The organism is Microbacterium sp. NPDC078814, assembly GCF_040702645.1.
Lineage (GTDB): Bacteria > Actinomycetota > Actinomycetes > Actinomycetales > Microbacteriaceae > Microbacterium.
The window spans coordinates 1-24,538 of sequence record NZ_JBFBLT010000014.1 but is presented as its reverse complement, the minus strand read 5'-3'; the positions used below and the strand labels follow the sequence as shown (position 1 = coordinate 24,538).

Genomic DNA, 24,538 nt, shown 5'->3' with positions numbered 1-24,538 from the left:
GGCAAAAGAACGGGCCGTAGGCCTTGACTGTGCCGGCACCGCCGGCTCGATCAGCGAGCCGCCGGCTCGCAAGGGACGGGAACCGTCCTGCCGCTCAGCGGCGCTCGGTGCTCATCACGGCAACGAGGAACGCGCGCAGCTCGTCAGGAAACCCGTCGGGGTCGAGGCCGCGCAGCTCGGCGTCGACGAGGACGTGGCGCTGGGCTTCCTCATCCCATCCGATCGCGCCGACGCTGCTCGCTTCGTCGAACATGTCGAGCATCGTGATCGCCTCGATGAGGTTGGGCACGTGGTCAGCGATCGCGAATTGGTGCACGGTGCCGTCAGGAGCTTGCAGGCTGTGGTGCAGGTTGGCGATGACGGCAAGGGCGTCGTCTCGGTCCTCCGACCGGGACCAGAGCATTTCTTTCAGCAGAGCGAGCGGCAGGGGACGCGCGTCGATCGAGGTTTGACCGTGCAGCTCGGCGCTGTAGGGCGGGTATTGCAGCTCGACCATTCCCTGACCTTATGCGGCGTTCACGCGATCCGGACAGCGCCGAGAATCCGCATCATCATGCGGTCGGTGTCGTCGAGCTCGAGGGGCTCGACAACGGTTTGCGCCTGGTCGACCGTTCTCGAGCGGAGATCTCCGTCTGCACGCTTAGGAGCGCGGTCGCGAGCTGCGGTGCCCGTGCGCTCGTCGACGACGACTCGGCGGGCTTCTGCGAAGTCGAGTCGGCCGTCAGGGCGTCGAGGGTGTGGGCCGTAGGCGTGTGTGCCGTCATCGGGGACGAGCGAGAGCTGTCCGCGGCCGGGGCGGCGGACGGCGTGGGGTCGACGTGGTGCATGCATCCACGTCTCCTCGGCTTTCCACCAGGCCCAGACCTCGCGTTCGACTCGATAGCGGAGGGCACGGGCGTCAAGGCGGCCGGCGACTCCCGCGCGCTCGGCCGCGGCGTCGACGGTGCTGCGTGAGCTGCGCACCCATCCGGTCGGCGTCGGCTCGACGATGCCGGCGTAAGCGAGACGGTCAAGCAGGCGAGCGGTGCGGACGATACCGGCGCCGGTGCTGCGGGCGAGGTCGTCAAGAGTGGCGGGCGCGGAGTCGGTGTGTGCGTAGATGTTCCCGGCCAGGTGACCTAGTGCGGGGCGGGTTGAGGTGAATAGGTCGTGCGCGGCATCTGTTGTTCGGGTGCGGAGCGTTGCGAGGAGCTGGTTTCTCTCAGCGGCCCCGGCCCCTGGGGGGCGCGGGTCCGCTTGTGACCGGGCATGGTCGGAGGAGCTGTGGAGAGCGTTCTTCGGGTCGATCGTCCAATGAGCGCCGCGCGGTCCCTCGGCCGCGGCGGCGTGAGCGATCCAGCCGTCCTGCGCGAGGCGTAGCAGCGCCGTCCTGGCCGTTTCACGGCCGACGCCGGCTAGTAGGGCCAAGCGGCGGGTGTCGGCCTCCACGGTGCCGCGGAGCGCGTGCAGAGCGATGACGCACAGGACGTCGAGGATGCGGCGGTCGGCTGGGCCACCGCCTCGGGTCCAACGGCCGGCAGCGGCGTCAGCGCGCTCCTGGACGTCGCGCACGTGGGCGGCGATCCGGTCGGCGCGCCGATCGAACGTCGGATCGTCCCCGATCTGGCGCGAGCTGTTGGCGACGTAGCGCACAGCCTTGTCCCACTGGCGGGCCAGGATCGCGGCCTGCTCGCGCCGCGGCCGCGGCGTGCGGCCACGAGGGCTCGCGCGGGTGCGTACGTGCTCTAGGCCGTCAGCGTCGTCGACGAGCGCAGCGACGTCGGCGTGACGCCATCGAGCGGCGGCAGCGCCGATGAGCACGCGCCACAGATGCGCAGAGGCGTCGGCGCCGGCCGGCAGCTCGCGCAGCGCTGTGGCGCTGGGAGCGGGCAGCTCACGGCGTCGACCGACGAGGTACAGGCGGCGGTGGGCGTCGACGGGGATTGGACCGACGTAGCGGCCTCCCTCGGCGTCTGCCGGCTCAGTGTCGTCCACGAGCGCAGCGAGGCGGGTTACGAGGCCTCGGATCGCGTCTGCGGGCGTCTGAGGGTCCGTGAGGACGTCCAGCGAGCCCGCGAGGGGTGTCGACACCCCTCCGCTGCGGTGGGGGGCTCCTGGGGGCCGCACACAGCCCGTCCGCGCATTGGACAGGGGGGAGAGGTCGAGGCTCGGGCAAAGGTGCTTGACGAGCCGATTCAGCGTGGCCACGGTATCGGCGTCGACGGACTCGGCCAGGCCGACCCACACGTGACGACCGCCGGAAGGACCGGACTTGCACACGAGAAAAGGGATACCGGCGTCGACTAGGTGACCGGTGAGCACGTCGAGGTCGCGCAGCGGAGCGGCAGCGTCGCCGTGGGCGTCGAGGTCGAACGCGAGGAAGCGGAACCGATCATCGGCGCCGGCCAAGTACATCGCCCACGGCCGCTGAGGCGCGCGATCGCGCATGGCGCTGTCCATGTAGCGATTCATCGTTGTGCCGTAGGCGTCAACGAGGGCCACGCGCACACGACGGCGCGGGCTCACCGCCACGGTGAGCGCCCACGACTCGCTGAGAACGCGATATCGCTTTTGAGGAGCGCGCGCTATGATGGCACCACCTTTCGACTTCGGTCGCTGGGTACAGCGAAGGCCCGGTTCCCTACCGGCTTTTTCTGGAACTGCCTCGATCTGCCCGTGTCGCCAAACTCAGAAGATCAGGCACTTAGCTTCGGCCCCCCGTCTCGTAGAGGCGGGGGGCTCGCTCGTTCTATGCGGCTTTCGAGGTTGCCTCCTTGGCCGTGCTCAGCTCCGGGATCGGCAGCTCTGCTGCGCGATCGCGCGGGCGCGGCGGTGCGTACTGGGGCATTCCCAGTGCATCGGCCGCGAGCATCACCAGGTACTCGCCATAGGAGAGTCCGGCTGCGTCTGCGTTCTGCTTCAAGATCGCGCCGAACTCTACGGGCGGCTTCGCCAGAATGGCGTCGCGACGTCCCTTGCTCGGCCTTCCGTTCTGAGTACCCATGCGCGTCAGTCTGTCGGTTTTCGTTAACGCAAAGGGGATGACACGCCGCCACCGTTGGTGACGGTGCAGTAGACGTCACCGAGAAGGATCGTTGCGCCGTTCGGGATGACGGTGGGCTCACCAGGGGTGAGCCACTGCGGCGGGGCCGACTGCAGTTCGATGCCGTTTGCGGAATCGAGGTCGGTCACGACGATCTGGCCGGCGTCGTCGACGTCGATCGTCGCATGGGTGCGTGACAGCATCCGGCCGGGTGTCGCGACGGTCAGCGTCTCTCGCCCGGCGACGGGCTCGGGGTTGCGTCCGATGACGATGTGCGCGCCGGTATCGACGCTGGCCTGGGTGTTGAACGCCAGGTGCAACGTGGGTGCGGGCGGTGCCGCTGACCGCCGGCTGATGCGCGTGTGCTCGACCTCGTGCAGCTCGTCGAGCTCGTGGAGCTCAACGGCGCGCGGCCGGGTCACGGGTACGGCCGTGGGGGGGATGATCGCGTTTGGTTCTGCGGGGGGCGAGACCTCGACGCGCAGCGGCTCGTCGACGGCGCACTGGACGCACGTCGTCGACGTCACCGGCTGTAGGCGACGGCAGACGCGGCATCGGCCCTCGTCGACGCTGAGGCCGTCAGGGGCAGGAATGCTGCCGTCGGCGCCGATGAGCTGCACGTGGCCCTCGGGGCGGACCGCGAGGGCGTGCGTCTGGCCGCTCTCGGTGACGTCGAGCCGGATCGGTCTGCGGAGCTGGTTGGCGATCGCCACGGCGCGGGCGATCATGCCGGTGCGTAGCGCGGTGACCGACTCGGCCGCGCACGCGCGGGTGACGCCGTTGATCGTGAGCGTGCCTGTGCCGTTCTCTGCGACGTCGGCGGCAACGCGGGGCCAGTCAGGGACGCGATGGAGCCCGACGACGGGCTGTGTGGCGTTCACAGCCCACGGGCGACCGCCGCGCCCGCTGCGAGCCACGCACGCTGCGTGTCAGGGCGCAGGGAGCCGAAGCGCAGCACCCCGTCGACCATTGCGGGGTCGTGAGGAACGGTGACGGCTTCGCGTGCGAGCGAGCGGTAGCCGTCGGCTACGCGCGCCAGCTCGGCCGGGGTCGACTTGGGGTCGGCCTGGTTGACGATCACCACGGCGTCGCGGGCCAGCTCGGCCGATCCGGCGTCGCGCTCTGCGAGAGCTTCGAGGAGGAGCGCGCCGGCCTCGGCGTGGTCGTCGCGGGTGGTGGTGGCGACCACGAGCTGGTCGGTGTGGTCGATCATGCGCAGCCACATCGGGTCGGATTCGTCGTTGCCGGAGTCGATGAAGATCAGGCGGTAGTACTTCGCGGCCACGGCGTGGATCGCGTCGACGTCACTGGGCTCCACGCGCTGTTCGTGCGCGAGGGCCATCGGCTTGCTGCGCAGCACGTCGAACCGGTCGCGGGTCTGGTGGTGCACGAAGTGGGCGAGGTCGGCCGACTGCGCCCCGGTGCTCAGGAGCCGGTCGACCTGGGGGAGGAGGTCGAGCAAGGTTGCCTCGTGCGGCCCTTGTTCGGTGCGCCAGCCGAGCGTGCCGCGGGTCTGGTTGTTGTCCCAGGTGAGCACGCCTGCGCCGCCGTTGCGGGCGAACACGGCCGCCAGAAGGACGGTCGTCGGGGTCTTGCCCGCCCCGCCCTTGCCGTTCACTACGGCGATGGTGCGGGGGCCAGGCCAGTGCTGCGAGACGGCGAGGACGTCGGAGCGCTCGGCGCGCTCGGACTCGCTGGGGCTCATGCGGATGCCGAAGCGGGTCAGGGTGCCACGCCATCCCTGGGTCGCCGGCTCCTCGATCTGCTCCTGGGTGAGGAAGGACTGACGGACCTCACGGCGGCTCGGGTACTCCGGTGCCGGCGCGGGGGCTTCGCGCACCCATGCGTTGCCGCTGGGGGCCGCTGACGGGGCGGGAACCTCGTCGATCGGCGCCGGGGCGGGCGAAGGCTCGGGCTCGGGCTCGGGCTCCGGCTCCGGCTCCGGGGTGGTGTCCTCGATCGGCGCCGGGTGTGCGGGGAGGCTGTCGTCTGCCTCCACGCTCCCGTCAGGGTGGACGATGAGGGGCCATTCGCCGTCGGGGCCGCTGGTGGTGACGCGCACGGGGCGCTGCATCTTCGCGGCGGTCTCTGCCACGCGAGCGAGGATCGCTGCGCGAGCGTCCTCGAGAGTGGCCGTCTCGATCGGATACGACGTGCCGTTGATCGCGACCTCGCCCGATCCGTTCGCGAATGTCCGCGCCTCGATCTTGGGGAACGTGGGTACTTCGATGCTGCTCATGTTCGTCTCCTGATCTACTGTCCGAGCTGGATGCCGACTTCGGCCATGAAGGGCGCGGGGTCGACGTTCTCGCCGTCGACGCGCACCTCAAAGTGCAAGTGGCATCCGGTGGATTCACCGCTGCTGCCGACGCGCGCGATCTGCTGGCCGGCTGTCACCTTGTCGCCGGTTTGCACGAGCATCCCGGAGTCGTACATGTGCAGGTAGCGGGTGGTGACGCCGCCGCCGTGGTCGATCGAGATTGTGCCGTTGCCGGCGTCGTCGAACCCGCGGAACGTGACCACACCGTCCTGTGCGGCCCAGATAGGGCCGTCGCAGCCGCCGCCGGCAAGGTCGGTGCCGGCGTGGAGCCGCTGCGTGCCGTAGATCGGGTGCGTGCGGATGCCGTAGGGGCTGGTCACAGGGCCGGCGCCGGGGGAAGCCCATCCGAGCGGGCTTACCTCTCCGGGAAGCAGGCCCTCGCATGCGCCACCGCTGGCGCTGCCGTCGCCGGAGTCGAGGCCGGTGCGTGTACCGGATAGGCCTTCGACGATTTCGACCGCTCCGGCCCAGAACTGGGTGTAGTGGTAGGGGTCGGCGTTGACCTGTGTGCGGTGGGCGACGATGGTCGGTTCCAGCGACTCGCGGTCGGGAACCTTCGTCGTCATCGCCTGGAAGAACTTCGTCGAGGAGATGTAGGGGTCTAGGCGCTCCTCGCGGCTGCCCCATCCGTCCTGCTGCTGGAACAGACCGATCGAGGTCGTGCGGGTGCCGTCGGGGTTGGTGACGCCGCCGGTTTCCCAGTCGCCGTAGTCGATGTTGCGCAGGCTCGATTCACCCATCGCCGTCATGACGCCGATGGTCTGATCCCGCACGTTCAGGCCGAGGTCTTTCCCGGCCTGCATGACGTACGCGGCGTTCACGAGCTGTTCGTGGCCATAGCCGGCAATCTCGGTCTGAGGCACGGAGCCGGGGTCAATCGACACGCTCGACCCGCCGCCGGCCTCCGCCCCGCAGTCGTCGCCGCCGACGACCAAGAAGCCCAGCAACGAACCGATGATGAGGAGGGGGACGGCGGCGATCGCGTACGCGCCGCTGCCCTTCGTCCCTGCCATCAGTTCACCCCTTCGGGGAGGATGAACCGACCGGCGAGCCACGGTGAGTCGGCGTCAGCTCGGCTGAGGACGACGCCGTAGGTGCCGGCGTTGGTGGGGACGTCGACGAATGCGACGTAAGCGCTGGTGTCGTCGGTGATGACGGCCGGGCCGGTGATGGTCGTCGCGACGATGCGCGTCGGGTCCATGTAGGCGTAGTCCTGGGTGGCCTTGTTGTCGAGGAGCGGTTGCAAGCCCGCCCACCACTCCTCGAACGGAAGATCGGGCCGCGCGTAGGCGGTCATCACGGCGACCGCAGCCGCCGTGGCGCTCTCGCGCGATTCGTCGTCCCACGTGGGCACGGGCCGGGGTCCGTGCGTTTCGCCGGAGTCCTCGTCAATGAGGCCTTCGGGGGCGGGAGTGAACTGATCGAGGTCGGGATAGATCGGGCCGGTGCTGCTCGCGCTCGGGGTGGGGGTAGGCGCGTCATCCTGGGCGGTGCAGGCGGTCAAAGTCGCCGCCGCGACAACGACGAGGAGCGCCGTCCCGATCTTCCGCATGTCAGTCTCCTTGCGTGATATCCGGCCTCAGAACGACGACGGGACCACTGCCGGCCCGCTTGTTCGCGCCCTTGCGGAGCGTGTCTTTCAGCTCGTCACGGATGACGAACCAGGTGGTCCCGATCTTGTAGCCGGGCACGAGTCCTTCGCGGAGCCAGCTATAAACGCTCTTCGTCGAAACTCCGAGACGTTCTGCTACTTCGGTCACGCCCAGCGTCGGCGGGCTCTGGTCGAATAGGCGATCAACCGCATCGCTGTCGTTACTCATGGAGAGTCCTCCTGGTGGGGCCACGTCCTTAGCTTACTCATTCGGGCATGTTTGTACAGGTTGGGGATCATTCGGGTTGACCCTTCCTTATTTGGGTGGTGCGGGCGTAGTGTTTCCCTGTAAGGGTGAAACTCACTGTACCTAGGGGGCAACATGAGCGAACCGCTCAACCCGTGGCTTTCTCGGCCGACGACGCCGCCGCCTGTCGACGTCGCGGCGCCCATCGCGTCGGTGCCCGGGTCCTTTGGGCCTGTGGCGCCGCAGCGCGGCATTCCGGCGCCGGATCGCGTCGACCAGCTGCCGATCTATGACCGCGGCACGACTGCCGCCCTGTGGTGGGTCGGTGCGCACGGGGGCGCGGGAGAGTCGACCCTCGCGGCCCTCATGCCGGGTTCTCAGGCGGCGGGCCACGCATGGCCGCGCACCCCCGCCGATGCTCCGGCTCGGACGGTCCTCGTTGCTCGCTCGAATGCGCGTGGGCTCCGCTCGGCGCAGGATGCGATGCGGCAGTGGGCCGCCGGCCTCGTCCCATCGGTTGAAGTTTTGGGTCTGGTTGTCATGGCTGACGCACCGGGCCGTCTACCTCGTTCGCTGCGCGACCTGATGCAGGTCGTCAGCGGAGGCGTCCCGCGCACCTGGTCGGTGCCGTGGGTCGAAGCATGGCGCATGGGAGAGCCGCCGGCTCTCGCATCTTCTCCGCGCGAAGTTCAGCGACTCGTCGACGAGCTGAGCGCAATCCTCGGTGCCGCCGGCACCACTAACTGAAAGGCAGCAGCATGTCCGTTCTCGACGTGTTCCACGCGGCGGCAGACACCGCCGTGACCCTGGCCGGCGTCATTCCCGACCCCGACCCCGTACAGCCTCCGGGAACCGGTGGCGTCACGACCCTCATCGGCTGGCTGAAGTGGATCGGCTACGCCGTGGTCGGCGGCGCGATCATCATCGGCGGCATGTTGATCGCGATCAGCTTCCGCCGCGGGGAGGGCCACGATGCCCTCCCGAAGATTCTTTGGCCGTGCGGCGGCGCGATCGTCATCGGCGGTGGGGTCGCGATCATCACGACCTTGATCGGTAGCTAGAGGAGGCAGACATCATGGCTGAGGACGACACCGAGCAGAACCCGTTCACCCGCCCCGGCTTCATCGTCGGAGCGGTCGTGGTGGCCGCGCTCATCGTGGCCGCCATCGTCCTCACGGTTATCAACCTCAACCGTGGGAATGACGCCGCGCCGCCGGCTCCCGATCCGTCGTCCAGCGCCACCGCCAGCGCGGCCCCGTCCCCGGAAGAATCCGAGGCCGCGGGCGGCGCAAGCGTCTGTGGCCTGGAGGGCGTCGAGCTGACAGGCAACGTCACAACCGCCCCAGCGGCGGAATGGGCGTTCGTGCGCACTGTCGCATACCCGACGTCCCCGGAGTTCGGACCCGCTGACCTTGGCCCGGAGGGCTATCCGACGTGCTTCCAGCACTCACCGGAAGGTGCGCTGTTCGCCGCTGCAACGGCTCTGGCCGTCCCGACTGACAGTGCGCTCGTGCAGCCGTGGATCAACTACGCGCTGAGCACGGGCCCCTACCGCGAGACGCTGCTTGCCGAACTCGGCGGCTCGTCCGACTCGTCGGGCGTCCGCCTGCAAGTGGTTGGCTTCCGCGTTCTCTCCTACGACGGCGAAACGGCACGGGTTGATCTGGCTGTCCGCGGTTCGTCAGAGGGTACGACGATCACTGCGTCGACCGTCTACGAGCTGATCTGGGAGGAAGGCGACTGGAAGATCAACGCGAACAGCGCGACCCCGTTCGACTTCGCGACGATTCCCGACACATCAGGGTATATCCCGTGGGGAGCCTGACATGGCGTGCAGCATCACTAGCCCAATGGATTGCGTTGGCGATGCGATCAACAACGCGGTAGGCGACGCTATTGAGAACATGGCGAACGCCACTCTCGAGGCCTTCGGCAAAGCCGTCGCGTCGCTCGGAACCCTGTGGGTCAACGTCGGGACACCGAACCTCACAGGGACGGGCGGTGGATCATCCATCGCCGCAGGGACGACGGCCCCTAACTCGGACGGCATCATTACGGTGCTCGGCTGGGTGACGTGGATTGCGATCGTCCTCGCGGCTATCTCGATCGTGTTGCTGGGCGCTCTGATCGCTACGAAGATGCGTGCCGGAGAGGGGTTCCAGGCCGCGGGCCGACTCGGGATCGTTCTCGGCGCGATCTTCCTCATCAGCGGTGCAACCGCCCTCGTGTCGGGGCTGCTGCCGAATGGGCCTCAGGGCGCGGGCGGCACAGTCCTGTTTTTGCAGTCGTCGCTCTGGTGGTACATGGGCGCGGCCGCGGTCGTGTCCGTCATCATCGGCGGCGTGCGGATGGCGTGGGAACAGCGCGCGGAGCCGGGCAAGGAGACGGTCAAGAGCCTGCTGACTCTGATCGTCGTTGCCGGGGCCGGCGTGACCATCGTCGGCCTGCTCGTGTCGGCGTTCGACTCGTTCTCGGTGTGGATTCTCAACGGCGCTCTGAACTGCGACGTCGGCACCGACACGGCGTGCTTCGGCAACAACATCGCGACGCTGCTCGCGCTCACGACCAACCCGGCAACGGGTGGTCTGGGCGCGCTGCTGATCATCATCCTGGGGCTGATCGCGATCCTCGCGACGGCCTTCCAAATCGTGCTGATGATCGCGCGCGGCGGCATGCTCGTCATCCTGACGGGCATCCTTCCGCTGTCCGCTGCGGCCACCAACACCGAAATGGGCAAGGGCTGGTTCAAGAAGAACGTCGGGTGGCTTGTGGCCTTCATCCTCTACAAGCCCGCCGCCGCGATCGTCTACGCCGCGGCGTTCCAGCTCGCGGGAACGAACGTGTTCCAGGACGACGGCACGGGCTTCATCGCGGTGCTGACGGGTCTGATCTTGATGGTGCTCGCGCTGTTCGCGATGCCGGCCCTGATGCGGTTCGTGACCCCGCTCGTCGGGGCCATGTCCGCGGGAGCTGGTGGCGCGCTAGGCGTCGCGGCCCTCGCGGCGCTGCCGACCGGCGCAGCGTCGATGGGGCGCCTGGCTACCGGCTCCGGCGGTGGTTCGTCCGGTGGCGCCGGCTCGGCCGGTCCTGCGGGCTCCACGGGCGCGAGCGGCCCGTCTGGCGCGAACGGTGGCGGCCAGTCCGCACCGCAAGCCGCGCAGGCCTCTAGCGGAGCGGGCGCGACGACCGGCGCTGCGAAGTCGGCCGGTGCTGCTGGCGGCGGCACGGGCGCTGCGGCGGCATCTGCTGGTGGAGGAGCTGCCGCGGGTGGCGCTGCTGCCGGTGGCGCTGCTGCCGGTGGAGGAGCTGCGGCCGGGGCGGCAGGCGGCGCGGCCGCCGGGCCGGTAGGTATCGCTGCGGGTGCGGCCATCGGCGCCGCCAAGCAGGCAGGACAAGCGGCCGCTGGGGCCGCTCGCAACGTTGGTGACCAAGCGACAGGCGAAGGGAGCGGGAGCTGATGGCGACCGTAGAGACAAACCGTAGGGGCGTCCGCACGTATGGCAACTGGCGTCAGCCGACCTCGCCGGGCCTCCTGGGCCTGGGGACCGTCGGCACCGTCCTGATGTTCGTGGCGCTACTGATCGTGATCGTCGTTCTGATGACGACAAACATCCTCAACGCCTTCATCACCGCCCTCGTGTTCGCGGGCGTGTTCTTGCTCGTGACAGTTCGCGACGGGGACGGCCGTAGCGTCCTCTCACGGGCCGCGAACCGGGTTGCGTGGTCGTCGGCAAAGCGACGCCGAGCGAACATCTACCGCTCCGGCCCGCTGGGACGCTCGGACTGGGGATCAAACCAGCTCCCCGGCCTCGGCGCGCAGACTCAGCTCTCGGAGCACCAGGACTCGTACGCGCGGCCGTTCGCGATGATCTACTCGCCGCACGCCAAGACGTACTCACTCGTCATCGGCACCGACCCCGACGGTGCGGCCCTCGTCGACCAGGAGCAAGTCGATCTGTGGGTGGCCGACTGGGGCCACTGGCTGCGCAACCTCGGTGATGAGCCGAACATCGAGGCGGCTTCGGTCACGATCGAGACGGCCCCCGACTCGGGTCGCCGGCTTCGTCGCGAGGTCGAGACGAACACCGACCCGGACGGCCCCGATTTCGCCAAGGCGATGCTGGGCGAGGTCGTGCTGAGCTACCCCGCGGGCTCGTCGACGGTGAAGGCATACGTCACCCTGACATTCGCCGCTGCGCCGCGGAAGGGCGCCAAGGTGCGCAAGCCAGACGAAATGGCGCGCGAGCTGGCGGCGCGCCTGCCTGGCCTCACCGCCTCATTGCAGGCCACGGGCGCGGGTGCTGCTCACCCGCTGTCGGCGCAGGAGCTGTGCGAGACGATCCGGGTCGCCTACGACCCGGCGGCCGCGACGCTCATCGACGACGCTCACGCTGACGGCGAGGTGCCCGATCTGCGATGGAGCGACGTCGGGCCGACGGCCGCGCAGGCAGGGTGGGACGGATACCGTCACGACTCGGCCAAGTCGGTCACCTGGGCGATGACACAGGCTCCCCGTGGCCTCGTGCAGTCGGGTGTGCTCGCTCGTCTCCTCGCTCCTCACCGGGATATCGCCCGCAAGCGGGTGACGCTGCTGTACAAGCCGATCGACCCGGCGCGAGCGGCCACGCTCGTGCAGACGGACGTGCGAGCTGCGGAGTTCAAGGCGACGTCGACCCGCAAGCCTGCGGCGCGCGACTCGCTGGCGCTGCGCTCTGCTCAGGCGACGGAATCGGAGGAGGCGTCGGGCGCTGGTCTGGTCAACTTCGGCATCCTCGTCACCGCGACGGTGCTTGACCCCGCCAAGGAGGCCGATGCTCGCGCCGCGGTCGACAACCTCGGTGCGACCGCACGCCTGCGGCTGCGGCCCGTCTACGGATCACAGGACAGCGCATTCGCCGCCGCGCTGCCCCTGGGCCTCGTGCTGACCAAGCACGTCGCCGTCCCTGCGGCAGTGAGGGAAGGTGTCTGATGACTCCCGATCAGATTGCCCTTGCCGTTCTCGGCGGGCTCGTCGTCGTGGTCACGGTCGGCGGTGTGCTGTTCGCCCGCACCGGCCGCAAGAGCGCCGATGCGGGCTCGTCGACGTCGGCCGGCGCGCTGACCTCGCGCGGCTACAGCGGCCCCGGCGGCGGCATGTCGACCTTCATCCAGCCGCCGGCTGAGTGGCGCGGCACGACGGTTCAGGTCTGCGGCCTGTGGCCGTATTCGATCGGTGCCGGCACGCCGATGGTGGGCGTCCCGCTGGGCCGCCACATTCACACCGGGGCGACTCTCTGCTGCGACCCGATTTCGTGGTTCCAGCGCGCCAAGCTCATCAGCAACCCGTCGCTATTCGTGCTCGGCAAGCCCGGCCTCGGGAAGTCGACGGCCGTCGCCCGGATGGCGATCGGCCTCGCCGGTTACGGCGTGCAGCCGCTCGTGCTGGGCGATCTTCGCCCCGACTACGTTGAGGTCATCCGCGCGCTCGGCGGCCAGGTCATCACCCTGGGCCGTGGCCGCGGGTATCTGAACGTGCTCGACCCTGGCGAGTCTCAGGAAGCAGCGCAGCGTCTCCGCGCTGCCGGCTTCGAGAAGGAGGCCAGCGAGGTCTTGGAGGACGCTCACGGCCGCCGCCTCGCTATGGTCTCGTCCCTGCTGACGATCCTCCGCAAGTCCCCGCCGAGCGACGTCGAGGAGTCGATCATCGACCAGGCGTTGCGCTACCTCGATCGCGAGTTCGAGGGCATCCCCGTTCTGGGCGATCTTCTCGACGTCGTGCAGAAGGGACCGGAGGAGCTGCGCCTGGTGGCCGTCGACCGCGGCGACTGGACCGAATACCAGCGGATCACGCGCGGGCTGGAAGCGTCGCTCATCAGCCTCTCGCGCGGTGGGCGTCTGGGCGAAATGTTCTCCAAGCACACCACGAACCCGATGCGCCTCGACCGCCCCGTGGTCTACGACATTTCGGCCATCGGTGAGGCTGAGGGCGACCTGCGAGCGGCGACGCTGCTCGCCTGCTGGTCGAACGGATTCGCGACGGTCAACATCGCGAACGTCCTCGCGGATGCCGACCTGGAACCCCGCCGGCACTACTTCGTCATCATGGACGAGCTGTGGCGGGCGCTGCGCGCCGGTAACGGCATCGTCGATCGCGTCGACTTCCTCACCCGGCTCAACCGTCAGGTGGGCGTCGGCACGGCGATGATTTCCCACACGATGGCCGACCTGAGCGCTCTCCCTGAGGAGGACCGGTTGAAGGCGAAGGGCTTCGTCGAGCGCGCCGGCATGGTGATGTGCGCGGGTCTGCCGTACACGGAAATGCCGGAGCTCACGACGGTCATCCCGTTCTCGGAAGCTGAGCAAGAGCTACTGACGGGCTGGCAGGACCCGCCCGCGTGGGATGCCGCGTCAGGCCGCGAGGTCGACCCTCCCGGCCGCGGAAAGTTCCTCGTGAAGGTCGGCACCCGTCCGGGGATTCCGGTCGAGGTCCGTCTCACGGAGGCCGAGCGCTCCATCCGCGACACCAATCAGCGGTGGTACGAACAGTCCCGCACCGGACGGCGCGCGCTGCACGTCGTCGAGGAGCTGGTCGAGGAGCACGAGGAGCGAGTGTCATGAGCACTCCGAACAACCGCCGCCGCGACCCCGGCGGCTTCGGCGCGGAGACGATGATGCTCGTGATCGGCATCGGTGGCGTCATCGCCACGATGGTGGTCTTGAACGTCGCCGTCCGCCTCGGGCACCAGCTCGACGGGACCGGCGCTGAGCTGCCGACCGACCCGTTCGCCTTCACGCTCGGCGTCATCATCGGCCGTATCGAGTGGCCGGCCTCCGCGACGTGGATCGTCGCGGTTCTCCTGGCGATCGTCCTTGCCCTCGTGGTGCTGGCGATCGTCGGCGTCGTGCGCTACCGGAAGGGCCGTACGCGCGTCGACCGGGCCAGCTCGTACATGGGCCGCGGGAAGGACGTCGAGGGGCTGAGCAAGCGCAACGCGCAGGCTCAGGCAACCCGGCTCGGCGTCACCGGTTCTCTCGGCGTGCCGATCGGTAAGACCCTCGGTCAGATGCCGCTCTACGGCACCTGGGAGGACATGCACATCGACATCTGGGGGCCTCGCACCGGTAAGACGACCTCACGGGCCGTCCCGGCCATCCTGGACGCTCCTGGGGGCGTTCTCGTGACCTCGAACAAGCGCGACGTCGTCGACGCGACCAGAGACGTCCGTGCGGAGGCCGGCCCGGTCTGGGTGTTCGATCCCCAGGGAATCGCGCTCGAGAACCCTACGTGGTGGTGGAACCCGCTCAGCTACGTTACCGACGAGGTTCGCGCAGCCAAGCTGGCCGACCACTTCGCCTCTGGTTCCCGCGACCCGGGAGCCAAGACGGATGCCTACTTCGACCCCGCGGGGCAGGATCTCCTTGCGGGGCTCCTGCTCGCGGCCGCGCTCGATTCGCGGCCGATCACGGACGTCTACGGGTGGCTGACGCGCCCCACGGAGGAGGAGCCAATCGGCATCCTCCGGCGCGGTGGGTACGACCTAACGGCCGACCAGGTGCGCGGTGTCATCACCGCCCCGGAGAAGCAGCGCGGCGGCATCTACGGCACGGCGCAGCAAATGGCGTCGTGCCTGACCAACCGCCAGGTGGCCGCGTGGGTGAACCCGCAGGGTGAGCCCGATCTGCGACCGCAGTTCGATCCGGCCGCGTTCGTCCGTGACGGCGGCACGCTGTACTCGCTCTCCAAGGAGGGCCGCGGAACCGCCGGCCCGCTCGTGACCGCGCTCACGGTCGCGGTAGTGGAAGCCGCGGAGGAGCTGGCCGCCGGCTCTGCCGGCGGCCGCCTGTCGGTGCCTCTCCTCGGTGTTCTCGACGAGGCCGCGAACGTCTGCCGGTGGCGTGAGCTGCCGAACCTCTACAGCCACTACGGCTCGCGCGGAATCGTGCTGATGACCATCCTGCAGTCGTGGTCGCAGGGCGTCGACGTGTGGGGCGATTCGGGCATGCGGAAGCTGTGGAGCGCCTCGAACGTCAAGGTGTACGGCGGCGGTGTCTCCGAAGATGCGTTCCTGGAAAGCCTCTCCAAGCTGATCGGTGACTACGACCGCCAGGCGTCGTCGGTGTCCTCCGGTCGGGGCGGGCGCAGCGTGAATCAACAGCTCCACCGTGAGCGCATCCTGGACGTGGCCGACCTGGCGGCGATGCCGAAGGGTCGCGCCGTGGTGCTGTCCTCGGGGAACCGCCCGACGCTGATCCGCACGCAGCCGTGGATGACCGGCCCGCACGCGGAGAAGGTCAAGGCGTCGATCGCAGCTCACGACCCGCAGGCGTCGCGGACGATCATCGAAGCGCAGGAGTCGGTGCGTGAGGTCGCGGCCGCCGTCGACGGCAGGGGCGCGGCCTGATGAGCGACAACTGGGGTGATGCTCCCGCTGACGAGGGGATCGAGGCAGAACCGTTCGAACTGGACGAGGGCGACGAGCCCGACGCGCGCGACGACGCCGAGCTGCCGGAGCGCGAGCCCGGCCGGCTGTTCGGGATCGACATTGGCGACGTTGCGACCGCTCTCGCGGCCCCGGCGATTCGTGCCGTGGTGCAGAAGGCCATCACCGGGGCGGTGAAGGATGCCGTCGCGGCCGAGGTCGACGAGGCGCTGGACCCGACGGTGGTCGAGGAGCTGCAAGCGCAGGCGGCCACGGCCGCCCGTCGTGCGGTCACCGCGGCGATGGATGCTCTCGACGACGACGAGCCGGCCGACGAGGAGCCGGCGCTGTACTACGGCTCCGTCGACGAGTTCGTGCGCGAGTACCTGGTGAAGAACTACCGTCGCCGCGTCGACGGGGAGCGGAGCGTCTGGGCGGCCGACTGGTGGAACTACCCGGAGGCCGTGATCCGGCTCGACGCTCTGTGGCGGGCGTGGGAGCATCTGCGCCTCGACCCGACAACGGGGATGAGCGTCTGGTTCCGCGATCACGCCGAGCACCACATGAGCGTCCTGCTCGACCCTCACGGCCCGTTCGCGGCCGCCGGGGCTGGTGATGGCCGGGTCAACACGAACGACGATCAGAAGGGCGCTGAGCTGCCGTACACGGCACCGCCGGAGGGTTTGTACCCGGACCTGCGCGAGGAGCCGCCTACGGGCGTCTGAGCGGACAACGAGAGAGGGACCGGCCCAGTGGGTCGGTCCCTCTCTCGTGCGCTCAGACGGCTGCTCAGGCAGTCTTGGCGACGGTCCGCGCGTCGGGGTCTTTCCCGAAGCGGCGAATGTAGGCCTGTCGGAGTTCTTGGAGCTGCGCCCGCTCGCGATCGCTGATCGGCTCGGCCTTGCCAGCCGCGATACGACGCTGCAAGCTGCTTGCCTTCTTCGTCACTTCACCCACGGTAGCCACCTCCATCTACTACTAGTTTCCGCCGATACGGGCTCGCTGTCTACGCCGCTCGCATCCTGCAAGTTCTGCATCGTGCGGTAGATCATCTTGCCCTCCGTCTCGGTCGCTTCGTCGAACAGCGCCACCAGGGCGTCGTTCGCGACTTCGCGGTCGGTCTGATTGTCAGAACCAGCTTGCCCGAGCGCCCATTCCGCCCGCTTCCACCATTGCTCCCGCGCTGCGTTCTCGCGCGCGATCAGCGTCGACCGGTACGCCGGATAGAACGCGACCGCGGCCGCGGCGATGGCGAACAGGCCCGCCATCGGCGGGCCTGACCAGAAGTCCCGCCAGAACGGGTCGTCGAGCACGAACGGCGGTAGGAGGCTGCGTACGCCGAAGCCGGCGCCCGCTGCGAGCACTCCGACGCCGACGAGCTGGGCGACGAGCCTCCCGCGGGCGCTCATCGCCCAATCTCGGTGCGCTGCACCTTGGACGAGCGCGACCGGTTCGGCCGCGCCTTGGCGCTCTGTAGCTGCTGCGCCTTCACCGCCTCGGTGGCCGGCTTGCCCTGGCTGACGTCGGCGGCCATCTTCGCGCTCACGGCCTCCTTGCCGACGCCGCGCTGTTCGAGCTTGTCGGCGTCGCGCTCGCGCCGCTCGGACGAGTCATACAGCGGCGCGGCCTTCTCGCGGGTGGCCTCGGCGCGGTTCTGCTCCCGCTCGGCCTGCACCTGTGCCTGCTCGCGCTCCGCCTCGTCGGGCGCCGCGTCGCCGCGATCGCGCGCCGCCTCGGCGGCGCGGTCGGCTTCGTCGGCCTGTCGCGAGAGTGCGACCGCCTCGGCCTGCTCGGTGGCGCTGCGCTGACGCTCGGTGTCCGACTGCCGGCGTAGCTGCTCGGCCTCGACGGCCGCCTGCACGGCCGCGGGATCGGCGCCGGTGTTGTCGACGTCGACGCCGTAGCGGGTGCGGAGCTCGTCGCGGATGCGACCCTCCGCGCGCTGCGCCTCGGGGTCATCCGCACCCCACGCGCGCGCCGTGGTGAGTGCGCCGCCGATCTGCTGTGGCGTCGCCTTGTCCCACCAGTCGGAGCGATACACGCCGCCCAGCTCGACGCGAGCTGCGCGCTTCTCTGCCTCGAACCGCGATGACAGTTCGCGGGCTGCTTGCTCGCTCTGTGCCTGCGCCCGTCGTGCCGCTTCCTCGCGTGCGCGGGCGAACGCTTCACCGACCCGCCCTGCCGCGGTGACGGCGATGCGGAGCTGTCCGTCGAATGCTTCCTCGATGCCGTCGCTTTCATCGGCCATGATCTGACTCCCTTCTCATCGCTCCGGGCCGCGATCTGCGCCCGGCTTCGTCGTGGTGCGCGGCCGCGCGGGCTCCACCTGTGGCGGAACCGGCGAGCCGGTGGTCTTGTTGCGCTGATCCTCCGCGCGCTGCATCTTGTCGAGCGCTTCCTGCACGGATGCGTCGACGATCGCGGAGCGGTCGACCTTCGGCGCGGTCACCGTGGCGGTCGACGTGGGGGCCGTCGTCGACGTCGCGGCCGCCGATGCCGGCATGGCTTCGAGCTGACGCCGAACGTTCATCACGCGCTCCCGCACGGCGGCCTCGACGTTCGCTGCCTGCCGGGCCTCCCCGGCGGCCTTGGCGGCGTCGTAGACGGCCTGCGAGAGGTTCATGAGCTGGCGCAGCATGGCGAGCTGTGCGGCCGTCCCCTGGCCGCCGCGGGCGACGCTGGCGAGGAGCATAGTTGCGCCCGACATTGCCACCCGGCCGGCGCGCTGGGGCTTCACCGGGCGACGGTAGGTCTGCGCCGACTTGGCGAGTGCGTCGGATGCCTCGGCCAGGTCGCCGGGTGTCTCCTCGACGGCGTTCGACCAGGCTGCGAACGCGGCCGCGGTCTGCCGTGCGACCGTCGACCAGGTGTCGCGGTCGTCGAGCGGAATCGCCCGAAGCTGCTCGCGGAGCTTCCCGATTTCCTCGGTGTGCCGTTGCCACAGCTCGGGGTCTGGTTCGCGCATTTCGCGACCAGGTGCAACGGGTCGCCGGCCCCGTCCCGCCGCCTGCCACTCGGCGGCCGCGTCGGTCGCTCCGGTGGGTGTGTCAGGCCACCCCTCGCGGAGCCTCGGCAGGGTGAGGTCGCGGCCCATCTGGCCGCCGCCGTACCAAATCGGACGCTCGCCGTTCGTGGGCCGCGTAGCGACCGAGTATCCGGTGATGACGTCCGTCGTTCCCTCCGCAAACCGGGGGCGAACGAGGACGCCGGAGCGGCGCAGACGACGCACGAATTCGGCTTCGTTCTCGCTCGCGCCGGCCGCCGCTCGGACGCTGCGCGCGAGGTCGTTCCGGGGCGCGTTCAATCGCACCTCAGCCGTGATCCGTGCCTGACGTTCCTTCGGGTCGAGGCGGTGCCATTCGGGCTGCTCTCCCCCAACGCGGGCCGCGTGCTGCTCGTACTTGCGCTGCGCCATGAGCGCCGAACGCTCCTCGACGCGGGACTGCTCCGCGGGGCTGTAGCCGCGCGTCGCACGCTCCCCCTTCGTCGACTCCAACTGCTCCAAGCCGTACTTCACTTCGAGGGCGCGCGCGGCGTTCTGTGCACGCTGGTAGTCCAAGTGCGTCGACGCCTTCGTGCCGTCCTCGCGAACCAGGTTCACGGCGATGTGCACGTGGTCGTTGCCGGCCTGCGAGAGGCCGTGACGGATCGCGACCCAACGGCACGGGGCCTTGGTCCCGTCGTTGTCGTCGAACCCCATCGCGGACACAAAGTCTTGCGCGATCGCGGCCCACTCCTGGTCGGTACGAATGCCCTCCTCGGCGCGCAGCGACAGTGAGGCGTGCCACACGTGACCGCCCTTGACCTCGACGCCCATAGCGGTGCGCGGCCGGTCAAGGTGACGCGCGATCGCTTTCGCGTTGTCGCCGCTCAGCTCGGCGTCGTCGTACCACGCCATCAGCGCGTGATCGCCGGCCACCAGGTGCGGCTCCGTGTGTTCGTTGTGGCGGCCGCCGCCGACGAGGTAGGACACCAGGCCGGGCATCCGATCGCCGCGCGTGACGTTCGGCATCATGACAGGCTCAGCTCGTCCACGGCGGCGTCGATGCGCTCAGCGACTCGGCGCACCGCGGCGAGCGTGGCGTCTGTCTCTGCCTGGCGCTGACCGGTGGCGTTGGTGGCCTTCGCGATCTGATTGACGTTGTTCGACACGGCGGCCAACAGCCGGTGCAGCTCGAACAGCTTCCCGATCGCGTTGCGCCGCTCGGTGACCGTCTCCCCCGTCTCGGATGCGAGGGTCGTCTCGACCAGCAGCCGCGGGATGGTCACCCGCTGAGCGAGCGCCAGGCGCAGCAGCCGGCCCTCCTCCTCGGGAGTCACCTTCACTTCGTGCTTGTGCTTACGACCGCCAGGGGCATTCGCACGCCGACGCCGCTCCGTCTGGGGCTCGGCTGCCGTCTCATCAGACATGCAATCCCCTTCCTTCGGCCCAGCGCAGCGACCCCGCCCCGTGCGGGGACCACACGTCCAGTGTGCCGCACCCGTCGACGGCTGTCGAGGGGTCAAGCCCACTTAGCCCTGCTAAGTGTTTAGCTTGCTCCGTCTGGGACTCCATTCGGGTTCGCTTACGTCGACAGACGGGAGTGGTCGAGGCTTCGCCTCGGCATGCTTTTGACGTGTCGACAGGCGTCGACTTAGAACCGCGCGATCCGTACGATTGGTGCATGGCTACGCAACTGACACCAGAGGAAGCAATCGAGCGCGCGCGACGTCTACAGGATGACCGCCTGACTGCGGTTCGTACCGTCGCAGAGGCGCGGCAGTCGCTCAGTGATGTGCGCGACGAGACGGCGCGCGAGCTGGCCGACCTACAGGCGCAGATCGCTGAGCGGATCGCGACCGCGGAGCGGGAGGACGTGCGCGCCTACTCGGCTGCGCTGAGCGCCGGATGGTCTGCGGACGAGCTGCGCAAGATCGGGTTTGCCGAGCCCGATAAGAAGGCGCGCACCCGGCGCCGACCGACGCGCAAGCCTGCGTCCAGCTCGGCCCCTGCGGCGGCTGACGATGCGCAGTCGGAGCCTTCTATAGAGGGGTGATCGCTGGCACGGTTCCGGCCCCACGTTCCGCTCTGCGGCGTGGGGCTTTCGTGTGTCCCCGCGTTGCGGGGTTGCACTCCGCTCCCGATCCCGTCAAGGGCGCTGCGCGTCCCTTCGGGAGAGCCCTGCGGGCTCCCCTTGACCGGCTCTCCGCTGCGTGCAAGGCGGCAAGTGTTCCGAGAAAGCCGGCACCTCGGCGTACCGCCGAACTGCCTACTTTCATCGGACACACAACAAGGGAATGGGGATCGAACGATGAGTGCACCCGTGAGTTTCGCAACGCTGACAACGACGCTTCCGCCGTCGGATGACGACCGCGGCCGGCTGCTGCGGAACGTGAGCGAGCGGGACCAACAGCTCTACGATTACGGGCGCTCCGGCTACCGGCTCGCGGCATCCGTGACGGTGCCGGGAAGCGACGTCGTGACGGTGATCGACACGCTCACCCGCGAGAGCGATCCGAGCGGTGATGGCCGATGACGCGATCGATCGCTGTGCAGGTCGCGCAGCGCATCCGGCGTGTGCTCGACACTCGGGGTCTGACGGTCGAGTGGTTGGCCGACGCGACCGGGATCAAGCTGCGCACCCTCACCCGGCGGCTGCACCTGACCAGGCCGGCGGGCCTCACGGTCGACGAGCTGAACGCGATAGCCGGGGCTCTCGATGTGGCTCCGGGTGTTCTGCTGCACGACGACCAGGACGGCGCTACCGCTTCGTCTGAGTGAGTTCCTGATCGGTCTTGCTGAGGGCGCGTGCAACGGTCGACTTGCCGACGCTGAGCACTCCGGCGATGTGGTCGAGGCTGCGATTCTCGGCGCGCATCCGCTGGGCCTGTGCGATCTTCTCCGGCGTCATCTTCGACGGCCGGCCACCGACCCGACCCTGTGCCTTCGCGTGTGCGAGGCCGCGCATCGTGTTCTCCCGGATCGTGTCGACGCGGAGCTGCGCGAACACGGCGACCATGCCGAACAGGGCGCGGCCCATCGGGGTTGTGGTGTCGATCATCGGTTCCGTCAGGCTCTTGATGTTCACGCCTCTGCGGTCGAGGTCGTGCAGCGTCTCGATGACGATCCGCTCCGTGCCACCGAGCCGGTCCAGGCGGCGCACCAAGAGCGTGTCGCCCTCGCGGAGGTAGTCGAGGCAGGCGACCCACTGCGGGCGGTCTGCGCGGCGGCTGGACTCCCCGTGGTCAACGAATACTCGAGAAGCGCCGGCCGCGCGCAGCTCGGCCTCCTGGGCGGCGGGGTTCTGCTCCCGCTTGGACACGCGGGCGTAGCCGACGACGTTCGTCATGACGCCTCCTCCTGGTGCTCTCGCGCTCGGCGCTCTAGCTCTGCGGCGAGCTGGTCATAGATCGGGGTTGCCTCGCGTCTGGGGCGCGATCGCCGTTCGGTGGCGCTGCGGTCAACGGGCTCGGGGTCGGTCACGATCACTCACGCCCTGAGCCTCGGTCGGTGCGATAGCCGGCACTTCCCCGGCGAGCCTGGGTGCCCTGCTGCGGGGTCTGCTTCGTCGCGTCGACCGCTGGCCGAGGATACGACGCACTGAGCGCTGAACGCGCCTGCGCGGCCCTGTCAGGGGCCGGCGGCACTGCGGTGCGCTCGACGGTCACCGCGGCGAACACCGGGACGAGGGAAGCCGGTTCGGGAGCGTAGGAGAACATGTCGGGCCGGCTCATGGCCGATCCCGCGTTCCACTGCTCCGGGCTCACACGAGCGAAGTCGAATCGGTACGGCGACTGCTCGGCCACGTGGGCCATGAACACCTTCGACGTGCGGCCGTTGCCCTCTCGGAACGGATGCGCCTGGTTGACGTAGGCGAACACGGTCGAGGCCGTGGCCACGAAATCGTTGCGGCTGATCCCCGCCCAGTCCGTCGACGTCACGAGCCGCTGCGCGTCCGACAGATAGCGGTCGACCTCGCCCGTCTTGACTTCACCGAAACCGCGGCCCGGACCCTTCGACATTTCGACCGTGCGGTACTCCCCCGCCCACTCGTAGACGTCTTGGAACAGGTGCCCGTGGATCGCGCGTAGGTGCTCCCCGTCGAACGTGCGCGGCACGTCGACCTCGCCGTTACCGAGCTGCACGGCGCGCACGGTGGTGTCGGTGTACTCCATCCGAGACAGCACCCGCGCGTCGCGCTCGTCGTAGAGGTTGCGCAGCGTCCCGATCCCCGTCAGCGGGTCGATGGTGTCGGGGTAGAAGTACGACTCCCAGCTATCGAACTGGGATGCCACGTCAGCGGCCGGCGCCGACGACGCCGGCCGCGCGGCGAGCGGCAGCGTGGCCGCGTCGACGGTACTCCGCGAGGTCGATCGCCCCGCGGGTGTAGTCGGTCACGTTCTCGACGTCCTCGCGTGTCGGGGTGAACCCTTCGTGCCATCCGGCGGCAAGGGCCTGGCGCACGCTGTCGCGCTGCGTCGCGTCGAGCTGCGCGAACAGCTCCGGCCACTGCTCCTCGACCGTGAATGTCTCAGCCACGATGGCTCCCTTCGTCGTCCTACCAGTCTATCGGTTTTCCCGAAAACGGTCTATAAGAAGTTTCGGCACAAGAGGGTTTCGGCACAGGGTTTCGGCACGGCGTGTCGACGTCGCCAGGATGCCGTCGGCGCTCGTGCCGGAATCGATCGTTTTCGGCCGACCTGCCCGACCTCCTCGGCTGCGGTGACAGGCCGAACCCGTCGCAAGCCATGCCGCTTCTCCGATCGCGGCAAGATGGATCGGTGTCGAGTCACACCGGGTCAAGGCGCGAGGAAGAGTCGCGACGGAGCCCCTGAAAGCGTGTGATGGGCGATAGATTCAAATCGACACTGTTGTTGACTTGCAAGGGGGGCCGTCATGGCTGATACCAAGGTTGTTTTCGTCGCGTTCGCGATTGAGGACGAGCGCCAGCGCGATTTTTTGAAAGGCCAGTCGTTGTCACCACGGGCGCCGTACGAGTTCATCGACATGTCGGTGAAGGAGGCGTACGAGACGGGTTGGAAAGAAAAGGTCCGCACGCGAATCAAGCGCTCGAACGGGGTTATCGTTCTCGTCAGCAAGAACTCCCTGACCTCAACTGGGCAGGCGTGGGAGATTCAGTGCGCAGCCGAGGAAGGCAAACCTATCCGCGGGATCTGGGCGTACTCCGACGACCGCACCACCCTCCCCGGAGTCAGCACCGTCGCGTGGAGCGACAAGAACATCAGCGATTTCATCGACTCGCTGTAGTCCAGGGTCATGCGCAAAGCCCTGATCGTCGGCATCGACCACTACGACCACATCACGCCTCTGCGCGGGTGCGTCAACGATGCGTACAGCGTCAACGGTGTTCTGGAGCGAGACGCGGACGGCACCGCAAACTTCACTTCCCCCCGCCTGATCACAGGCACCGGCCCAACTTCACCGGTCGACCGCCACGACCTCAAAGAGGCGGTGCGGGAACTGTTCCGCGACGACGCCGAGATCGCCCTGTTCTACTTCTCCGGGCATGGCTATCTCGACGACACCGGCGGATACCTATGTTCCAGCGACGCGCGAAGCGGCGATGACGGACTCGCTCTGAGCGAAGTTATGACGTTCGCGAACCAGTCCCCGGCCACCAACAAAGTCATCATTCTCGACAGCTGCCACTCTGGTGCCGCCGCCGTCACGGCGACTGGCGCAGCACAGGCCGACATACGTGAAGGCGTCACCATCTTGTCCGCCTCCACCGCCGACCAGTATGCGATGGAATCCGGCGGCTCCGGGGTCTTCACTGGCCTGCTGGTCGACGCGCTCAGCGGCGCCGCCGCGAACCTCGTGGGCGACATCACCCCGGGAAGCGTGTATGCCCACATCGATCAGTCCCTTGGACCCTGGCAACAGCGCCCCGTGTTCAAAACCAACGTGAAAACGTTCGTCTCGCTGCGACGGGCAAAGCCTCCGATCGCACTCTCAGAG

29 protein-coding genes are annotated in these 24,538 nt (G+C 68.8%); 13 read left to right on the top strand and 16 right to left on the bottom strand.

The window, feature by feature from the left end:
* Positions 1-94 precede the first annotated feature (94 nt).
* From AB0300_RS17795 to AB0300_RS17760, 8 genes are all read right to left on the bottom strand, one after another.
* Positions 95-496, bottom strand: coding sequence for a hypothetical protein (locus tag AB0300_RS17795; protein WP_366216585.1), 402 nt, complete (start codon positions 494-496; stop codon positions 95-97).
* Positions 497-516: 20 nt separating this feature from the next.
* The gene (locus tag AB0300_RS17790) at positions 517-2,451 is read right to left on the bottom strand and encodes a hypothetical protein (protein ID WP_366216584.1); all 1,935 of its coding nucleotides are present in this window, start codon (positions 2,449-2,451) and stop codon (positions 517-519) included.
* A gap of 277 nt (positions 2,452-2,728) precedes the next feature.
* Positions 2,729-2,983, bottom strand: a complete 255-nt coding sequence (locus AB0300_RS17785; protein WP_366216583.1) for a hypothetical protein — start codon at positions 2,981-2,983, stop codon at positions 2,729-2,731.
* Between the two features lie 23 nt (positions 2,984-3,006).
* Complete coding sequence (locus AB0300_RS17780; protein WP_366216582.1) at positions 3,007-3,903, bottom strand: FHA domain-containing protein; 897 nt, start codon at positions 3,901-3,903, stop codon at positions 3,007-3,009.
* Positions 3,900-5,261 carry an AAA family ATPase gene (locus AB0300_RS17775; RefSeq protein WP_366216581.1) on the bottom strand — a complete coding sequence of 454 codons (1,362 nt, stop codon included), beginning with the start codon at positions 5,259-5,261 and terminating at the stop codon, positions 3,900-3,902. The genes AB0300_RS17780 and AB0300_RS17775 overlap by 4 nt, the downstream gene beginning before the upstream one ends.
* Positions 5,262-5,275: 14 nt before the next feature.
* On the bottom strand, positions 5,276-6,355 hold the full coding sequence (locus AB0300_RS17770) for a M23 family metallopeptidase (protein WP_366216580.1): 1,080 nt from the start codon (positions 6,353-6,355) through the stop codon (positions 5,276-5,278).
* On the bottom strand, positions 6,355-6,894 hold the full coding sequence (locus tag AB0300_RS17765) for a hypothetical protein (protein WP_366216579.1): 540 nt from the start codon (positions 6,892-6,894) through the stop codon (positions 6,355-6,357). Before AB0300_RS17765 ends, AB0300_RS17770 begins: the two co-directional genes overlap by 1 nt.
* Position 6,895: 1 nt before the next feature.
* Positions 6,896-7,162: a helix-turn-helix domain-containing protein gene (locus tag AB0300_RS17760; protein ID WP_366216578.1), complete on the bottom strand. Its 267-nt coding sequence runs from the start codon at positions 7,160-7,162 to the stop codon at positions 6,896-6,898.
* A gap of 153 nt (positions 7,163-7,315) precedes the next feature.
* Between AB0300_RS17760 and AB0300_RS17755 the strand changes: the two genes are divergently transcribed.
* The 8 genes from AB0300_RS17755 to AB0300_RS17720 are packed head-to-tail and all read left to right on the top strand — an operon-like array spanning position 7,316 to position 16,304.
* The gene (locus AB0300_RS17755) at positions 7,316-7,927 is read left to right on the top strand and encodes a DUF6668 family protein (protein ID WP_366216577.1); all 612 of its coding nucleotides are present in this window, start codon (positions 7,316-7,318) and stop codon (positions 7,925-7,927) included.
* A gap of 11 nt (positions 7,928-7,938) precedes the next feature.
* On the top strand, positions 7,939-8,241 hold the full coding sequence (locus AB0300_RS17750) for a hypothetical protein (protein ID WP_259982409.1): 303 nt from the start codon (positions 7,939-7,941) through the stop codon (positions 8,239-8,241).
* A 14-nt stretch (positions 8,242-8,255) separates the two neighbouring features.
* Entirely contained in the window at positions 8,256-9,005 is a 750-nt protein-coding gene (locus tag AB0300_RS17745; RefSeq protein WP_366216576.1) for a hypothetical protein, read from the top strand.
* A gap of 1 nt (position 9,006) precedes the next feature.
* Complete coding sequence (locus AB0300_RS17740; RefSeq protein ID WP_366216575.1) at positions 9,007-10,638, top strand: hypothetical protein; 1,632 nt, start codon at positions 9,007-9,009, stop codon at positions 10,636-10,638.
* The gene (locus AB0300_RS17735; protein WP_259982415.1) at positions 10,638-12,149 is read left to right on the top strand and encodes an SCO6880 family protein; all 1,512 of its coding nucleotides are present in this window, start codon (positions 10,638-10,640) and stop codon (positions 12,147-12,149) included. The genes AB0300_RS17740 and AB0300_RS17735 overlap by 1 nt, the downstream gene beginning before the upstream one ends.
* Positions 12,149-13,777: an ATP/GTP-binding protein gene (locus tag AB0300_RS17730; protein ID WP_259982417.1), complete on the top strand. Its 1,629-nt coding sequence runs from the start codon at positions 12,149-12,151 to the stop codon at positions 13,775-13,777. The genes AB0300_RS17735 and AB0300_RS17730 overlap by 1 nt, the downstream gene beginning before the upstream one ends.
* Positions 13,774-15,561, top strand: a complete 1,788-nt coding sequence (locus AB0300_RS17725; RefSeq protein ID WP_366216574.1) for a TraM recognition domain-containing protein — start codon at positions 13,774-13,776, stop codon at positions 15,559-15,561. Before AB0300_RS17730 ends, AB0300_RS17725 begins: the two co-directional genes overlap by 4 nt.
* Entirely contained in the window at positions 15,561-16,304 is a 744-nt protein-coding gene (locus tag AB0300_RS17720; protein WP_366216573.1) for a DUF4913 domain-containing protein, read from the top strand. The genes AB0300_RS17725 and AB0300_RS17720 overlap by 1 nt, the downstream gene beginning before the upstream one ends.
* Positions 16,305-16,368: 64 nt before the next feature.
* On the opposite strand, the gene AB0300_RS17715 is transcribed toward AB0300_RS17720, so the two are convergent.
* The 5 genes from AB0300_RS17715 to mobC are packed head-to-tail and all read right to left on the bottom strand — an operon-like array spanning position 16,369 to position 19,989.
* Entirely contained in the window at positions 16,369-16,527 is a 159-nt protein-coding gene (locus AB0300_RS17715) for a hypothetical protein (protein WP_175988855.1), read from the bottom strand.
* Entirely contained in the window at positions 16,524-16,988 is a 465-nt protein-coding gene (locus AB0300_RS17710; RefSeq protein WP_366216572.1) for a hypothetical protein, read from the bottom strand. Before AB0300_RS17710 ends, AB0300_RS17715 begins: the two co-directional genes overlap by 4 nt.
* On the bottom strand, positions 16,985-17,827 hold the full coding sequence (locus tag AB0300_RS17705; protein ID WP_366216571.1) for a hypothetical protein: 843 nt from the start codon (positions 17,825-17,827) through the stop codon (positions 16,985-16,987). The genes AB0300_RS17710 and AB0300_RS17705 overlap by 4 nt, the downstream gene beginning before the upstream one ends.
* A 15-nt stretch (positions 17,828-17,842) precedes the next feature.
* The gene (locus AB0300_RS17700; protein WP_366216570.1) at positions 17,843-19,594 is read right to left on the bottom strand and encodes a relaxase/mobilization nuclease domain-containing protein; all 1,752 of its coding nucleotides are present in this window, start codon (positions 19,592-19,594) and stop codon (positions 17,843-17,845) included.
* Positions 19,591-19,989: a plasmid mobilization relaxosome protein MobC gene (gene mobC / locus AB0300_RS17695; RefSeq protein ID WP_071644682.1), complete on the bottom strand. Its 399-nt coding sequence runs from the start codon at positions 19,987-19,989 to the stop codon at positions 19,591-19,593. The genes AB0300_RS17700 and mobC overlap by 4 nt, the downstream gene beginning before the upstream one ends.
* 254 nt (positions 19,990-20,243) lie before the next feature.
* On the opposite strand from mobC, the gene AB0300_RS17690 reads away from it, so the two are divergent.
* From AB0300_RS17690 to AB0300_RS17680, 3 genes are all read left to right on the top strand, one after another.
* Positions 20,244-20,615: a hypothetical protein gene (locus tag AB0300_RS17690; RefSeq protein WP_366216569.1), complete on the top strand. Its 372-nt coding sequence runs from the start codon at positions 20,244-20,246 to the stop codon at positions 20,613-20,615.
* A 267-nt stretch (positions 20,616-20,882) separates the two neighbouring features.
* Positions 20,883-21,095: a hypothetical protein gene (locus tag AB0300_RS17685; protein WP_366216568.1), complete on the top strand. Its 213-nt coding sequence runs from the start codon at positions 20,883-20,885 to the stop codon at positions 21,093-21,095.
* Positions 21,092-21,340, top strand: coding sequence for a helix-turn-helix transcriptional regulator (locus AB0300_RS17680; protein ID WP_366216567.1), 249 nt, complete (start codon positions 21,092-21,094; stop codon positions 21,338-21,340). The genes AB0300_RS17685 and AB0300_RS17680 overlap by 4 nt, the downstream gene beginning before the upstream one ends.
* Here the strand turns inward: AB0300_RS17680 and AB0300_RS17675 are convergent.
* From AB0300_RS17675 to AB0300_RS17665, 3 genes are all read right to left on the bottom strand, one after another.
* Positions 21,321-21,908: a recombinase family protein gene (locus AB0300_RS17675; protein WP_366216566.1), complete on the bottom strand. Its 588-nt coding sequence runs from the start codon at positions 21,906-21,908 to the stop codon at positions 21,321-21,323. The genes AB0300_RS17680 and AB0300_RS17675 overlap by 20 nt on opposite strands.
* Positions 21,909-22,044: 136 nt before the next feature.
* Positions 22,045-22,854: a Fic family protein gene (locus AB0300_RS17670; RefSeq protein ID WP_366216565.1), complete on the bottom strand. Its 810-nt coding sequence runs from the start codon at positions 22,852-22,854 to the stop codon at positions 22,045-22,047.
* Position 22,855: 1 nt separating this feature from the next.
* Positions 22,856-23,098, bottom strand: coding sequence for a hypothetical protein (locus AB0300_RS17665; RefSeq protein WP_259982440.1), 243 nt, complete (start codon positions 23,096-23,098; stop codon positions 22,856-22,858).
* Between the two features lie 357 nt (positions 23,099-23,455).
* Between AB0300_RS17665 and AB0300_RS17660 the strand changes: the two genes are divergently transcribed.
* Both AB0300_RS17660 and AB0300_RS17655 read left to right on the top strand, forming a co-directional pair.
* Positions 23,456-23,827 carry a TIR domain-containing protein gene (locus AB0300_RS17660; protein ID WP_366216564.1) on the top strand — a complete coding sequence of 124 codons (372 nt, stop codon included), beginning with the start codon at positions 23,456-23,458 and terminating at the stop codon, positions 23,825-23,827.
* Positions 23,828-23,836: 9 nt separating this feature from the next.
* Positions 23,837-24,538 (top strand): caspase family protein (locus AB0300_RS17655; protein WP_366216563.1); only part of this gene is annotated, 702 nt, incomplete at its 3' end.

Excerpts from the sequence above, each read along its gene's own strand:
- AB0300_RS17795 (WP_366216585.1), bottom strand. The coding sequence starts at position 496 with ATGGTCGAGCTGCAATACCCGCCCTACAGCGCCGAGCTGCACGGTCAA.
- AB0300_RS17790 (WP_366216584.1), bottom strand. The coding sequence starts at position 2,451 with ATGAATCGCTACATGGACAGCGCCATGCGCGATCGCGCGCCTCAGCGG.
- AB0300_RS17785 (WP_366216583.1), bottom strand. The coding sequence starts at position 2,983 with ATGGGTACTCAGAACGGAAGGCCGAGCAAGGGACGTCGCGACGCCATT.
- AB0300_RS17775 (WP_366216581.1), bottom strand. The coding sequence starts at position 5,261 with ATGAGCAGCATCGAAGTACCCACGTTCCCCAAGATCGAGGCGCGGACA.
- AB0300_RS17770 (WP_366216580.1), bottom strand. The coding sequence starts at position 6,355 with ATGGCAGGGACGAAGGGCAGCGGCGCGTACGCGATCGCCGCCGTCCCC.
- AB0300_RS17765 (WP_366216579.1), bottom strand. The coding sequence starts at position 6,894 with ATGCGGAAGATCGGGACGGCGCTCCTCGTCGTTGTCGCGGCGGCGACT.
- AB0300_RS17760 (WP_366216578.1), bottom strand. The coding sequence starts at position 7,162 with ATGAGTAACGACAGCGATGCGGTTGATCGCCTATTCGACCAGAGCCCG.
- AB0300_RS17755 (WP_366216577.1), top strand. The coding sequence starts at position 7,316 with ATGAGCGAACCGCTCAACCCGTGGCTTTCTCGGCCGACGACGCCGCCG.
- AB0300_RS17750 (WP_259982409.1), top strand. The coding sequence starts at position 7,939 with ATGTCCGTTCTCGACGTGTTCCACGCGGCGGCAGACACCGCCGTGACC.
- AB0300_RS17745 (WP_366216576.1), top strand. The coding sequence starts at position 8,256 with ATGGCTGAGGACGACACCGAGCAGAACCCGTTCACCCGCCCCGGCTTC.
- AB0300_RS17740 (WP_366216575.1), top strand. The coding sequence starts at position 9,007 with ATGGCGTGCAGCATCACTAGCCCAATGGATTGCGTTGGCGATGCGATC.
- AB0300_RS17735 (WP_259982415.1), top strand. The coding sequence starts at position 10,638 with ATGGCGACCGTAGAGACAAACCGTAGGGGCGTCCGCACGTATGGCAAC.
- AB0300_RS17730 (WP_259982417.1), top strand. The coding sequence starts at position 12,149 with ATGACTCCCGATCAGATTGCCCTTGCCGTTCTCGGCGGGCTCGTCGTC.
- AB0300_RS17725 (WP_366216574.1), top strand. The coding sequence starts at position 13,774 with ATGAGCACTCCGAACAACCGCCGCCGCGACCCCGGCGGCTTCGGCGCG.
- AB0300_RS17720 (WP_366216573.1), top strand. The coding sequence starts at position 15,561 with ATGAGCGACAACTGGGGTGATGCTCCCGCTGACGAGGGGATCGAGGCA.
- AB0300_RS17710 (WP_366216572.1), bottom strand. The coding sequence starts at position 16,988 with ATGAGCGCCCGCGGGAGGCTCGTCGCCCAGCTCGTCGGCGTCGGAGTG.
- AB0300_RS17705 (WP_366216571.1), bottom strand. The coding sequence starts at position 17,827 with ATGGCCGATGAAAGCGACGGCATCGAGGAAGCATTCGACGGACAGCTC.
- AB0300_RS17700 (WP_366216570.1), bottom strand. The coding sequence starts at position 19,594 with ATGATGCCGAACGTCACGCGCGGCGATCGGATGCCCGGCCTGGTGTCC.
- mobC (WP_071644682.1), bottom strand. The coding sequence starts at position 19,989 with ATGTCTGATGAGACGGCAGCCGAGCCCCAGACGGAGCGGCGTCGGCGT.
- AB0300_RS17690 (WP_366216569.1), top strand. The coding sequence starts at position 20,244 with ATGGCTACGCAACTGACACCAGAGGAAGCAATCGAGCGCGCGCGACGT.
- AB0300_RS17680 (WP_366216567.1), top strand. The coding sequence starts at position 21,092 with ATGACGCGATCGATCGCTGTGCAGGTCGCGCAGCGCATCCGGCGTGTG.
- AB0300_RS17675 (WP_366216566.1), bottom strand. The coding sequence starts at position 21,908 with ATGACGAACGTCGTCGGCTACGCCCGCGTGTCCAAGCGGGAGCAGAAC.
- AB0300_RS17660 (WP_366216564.1), top strand. The coding sequence starts at position 23,456 with ATGGCTGATACCAAGGTTGTTTTCGTCGCGTTCGCGATTGAGGACGAG.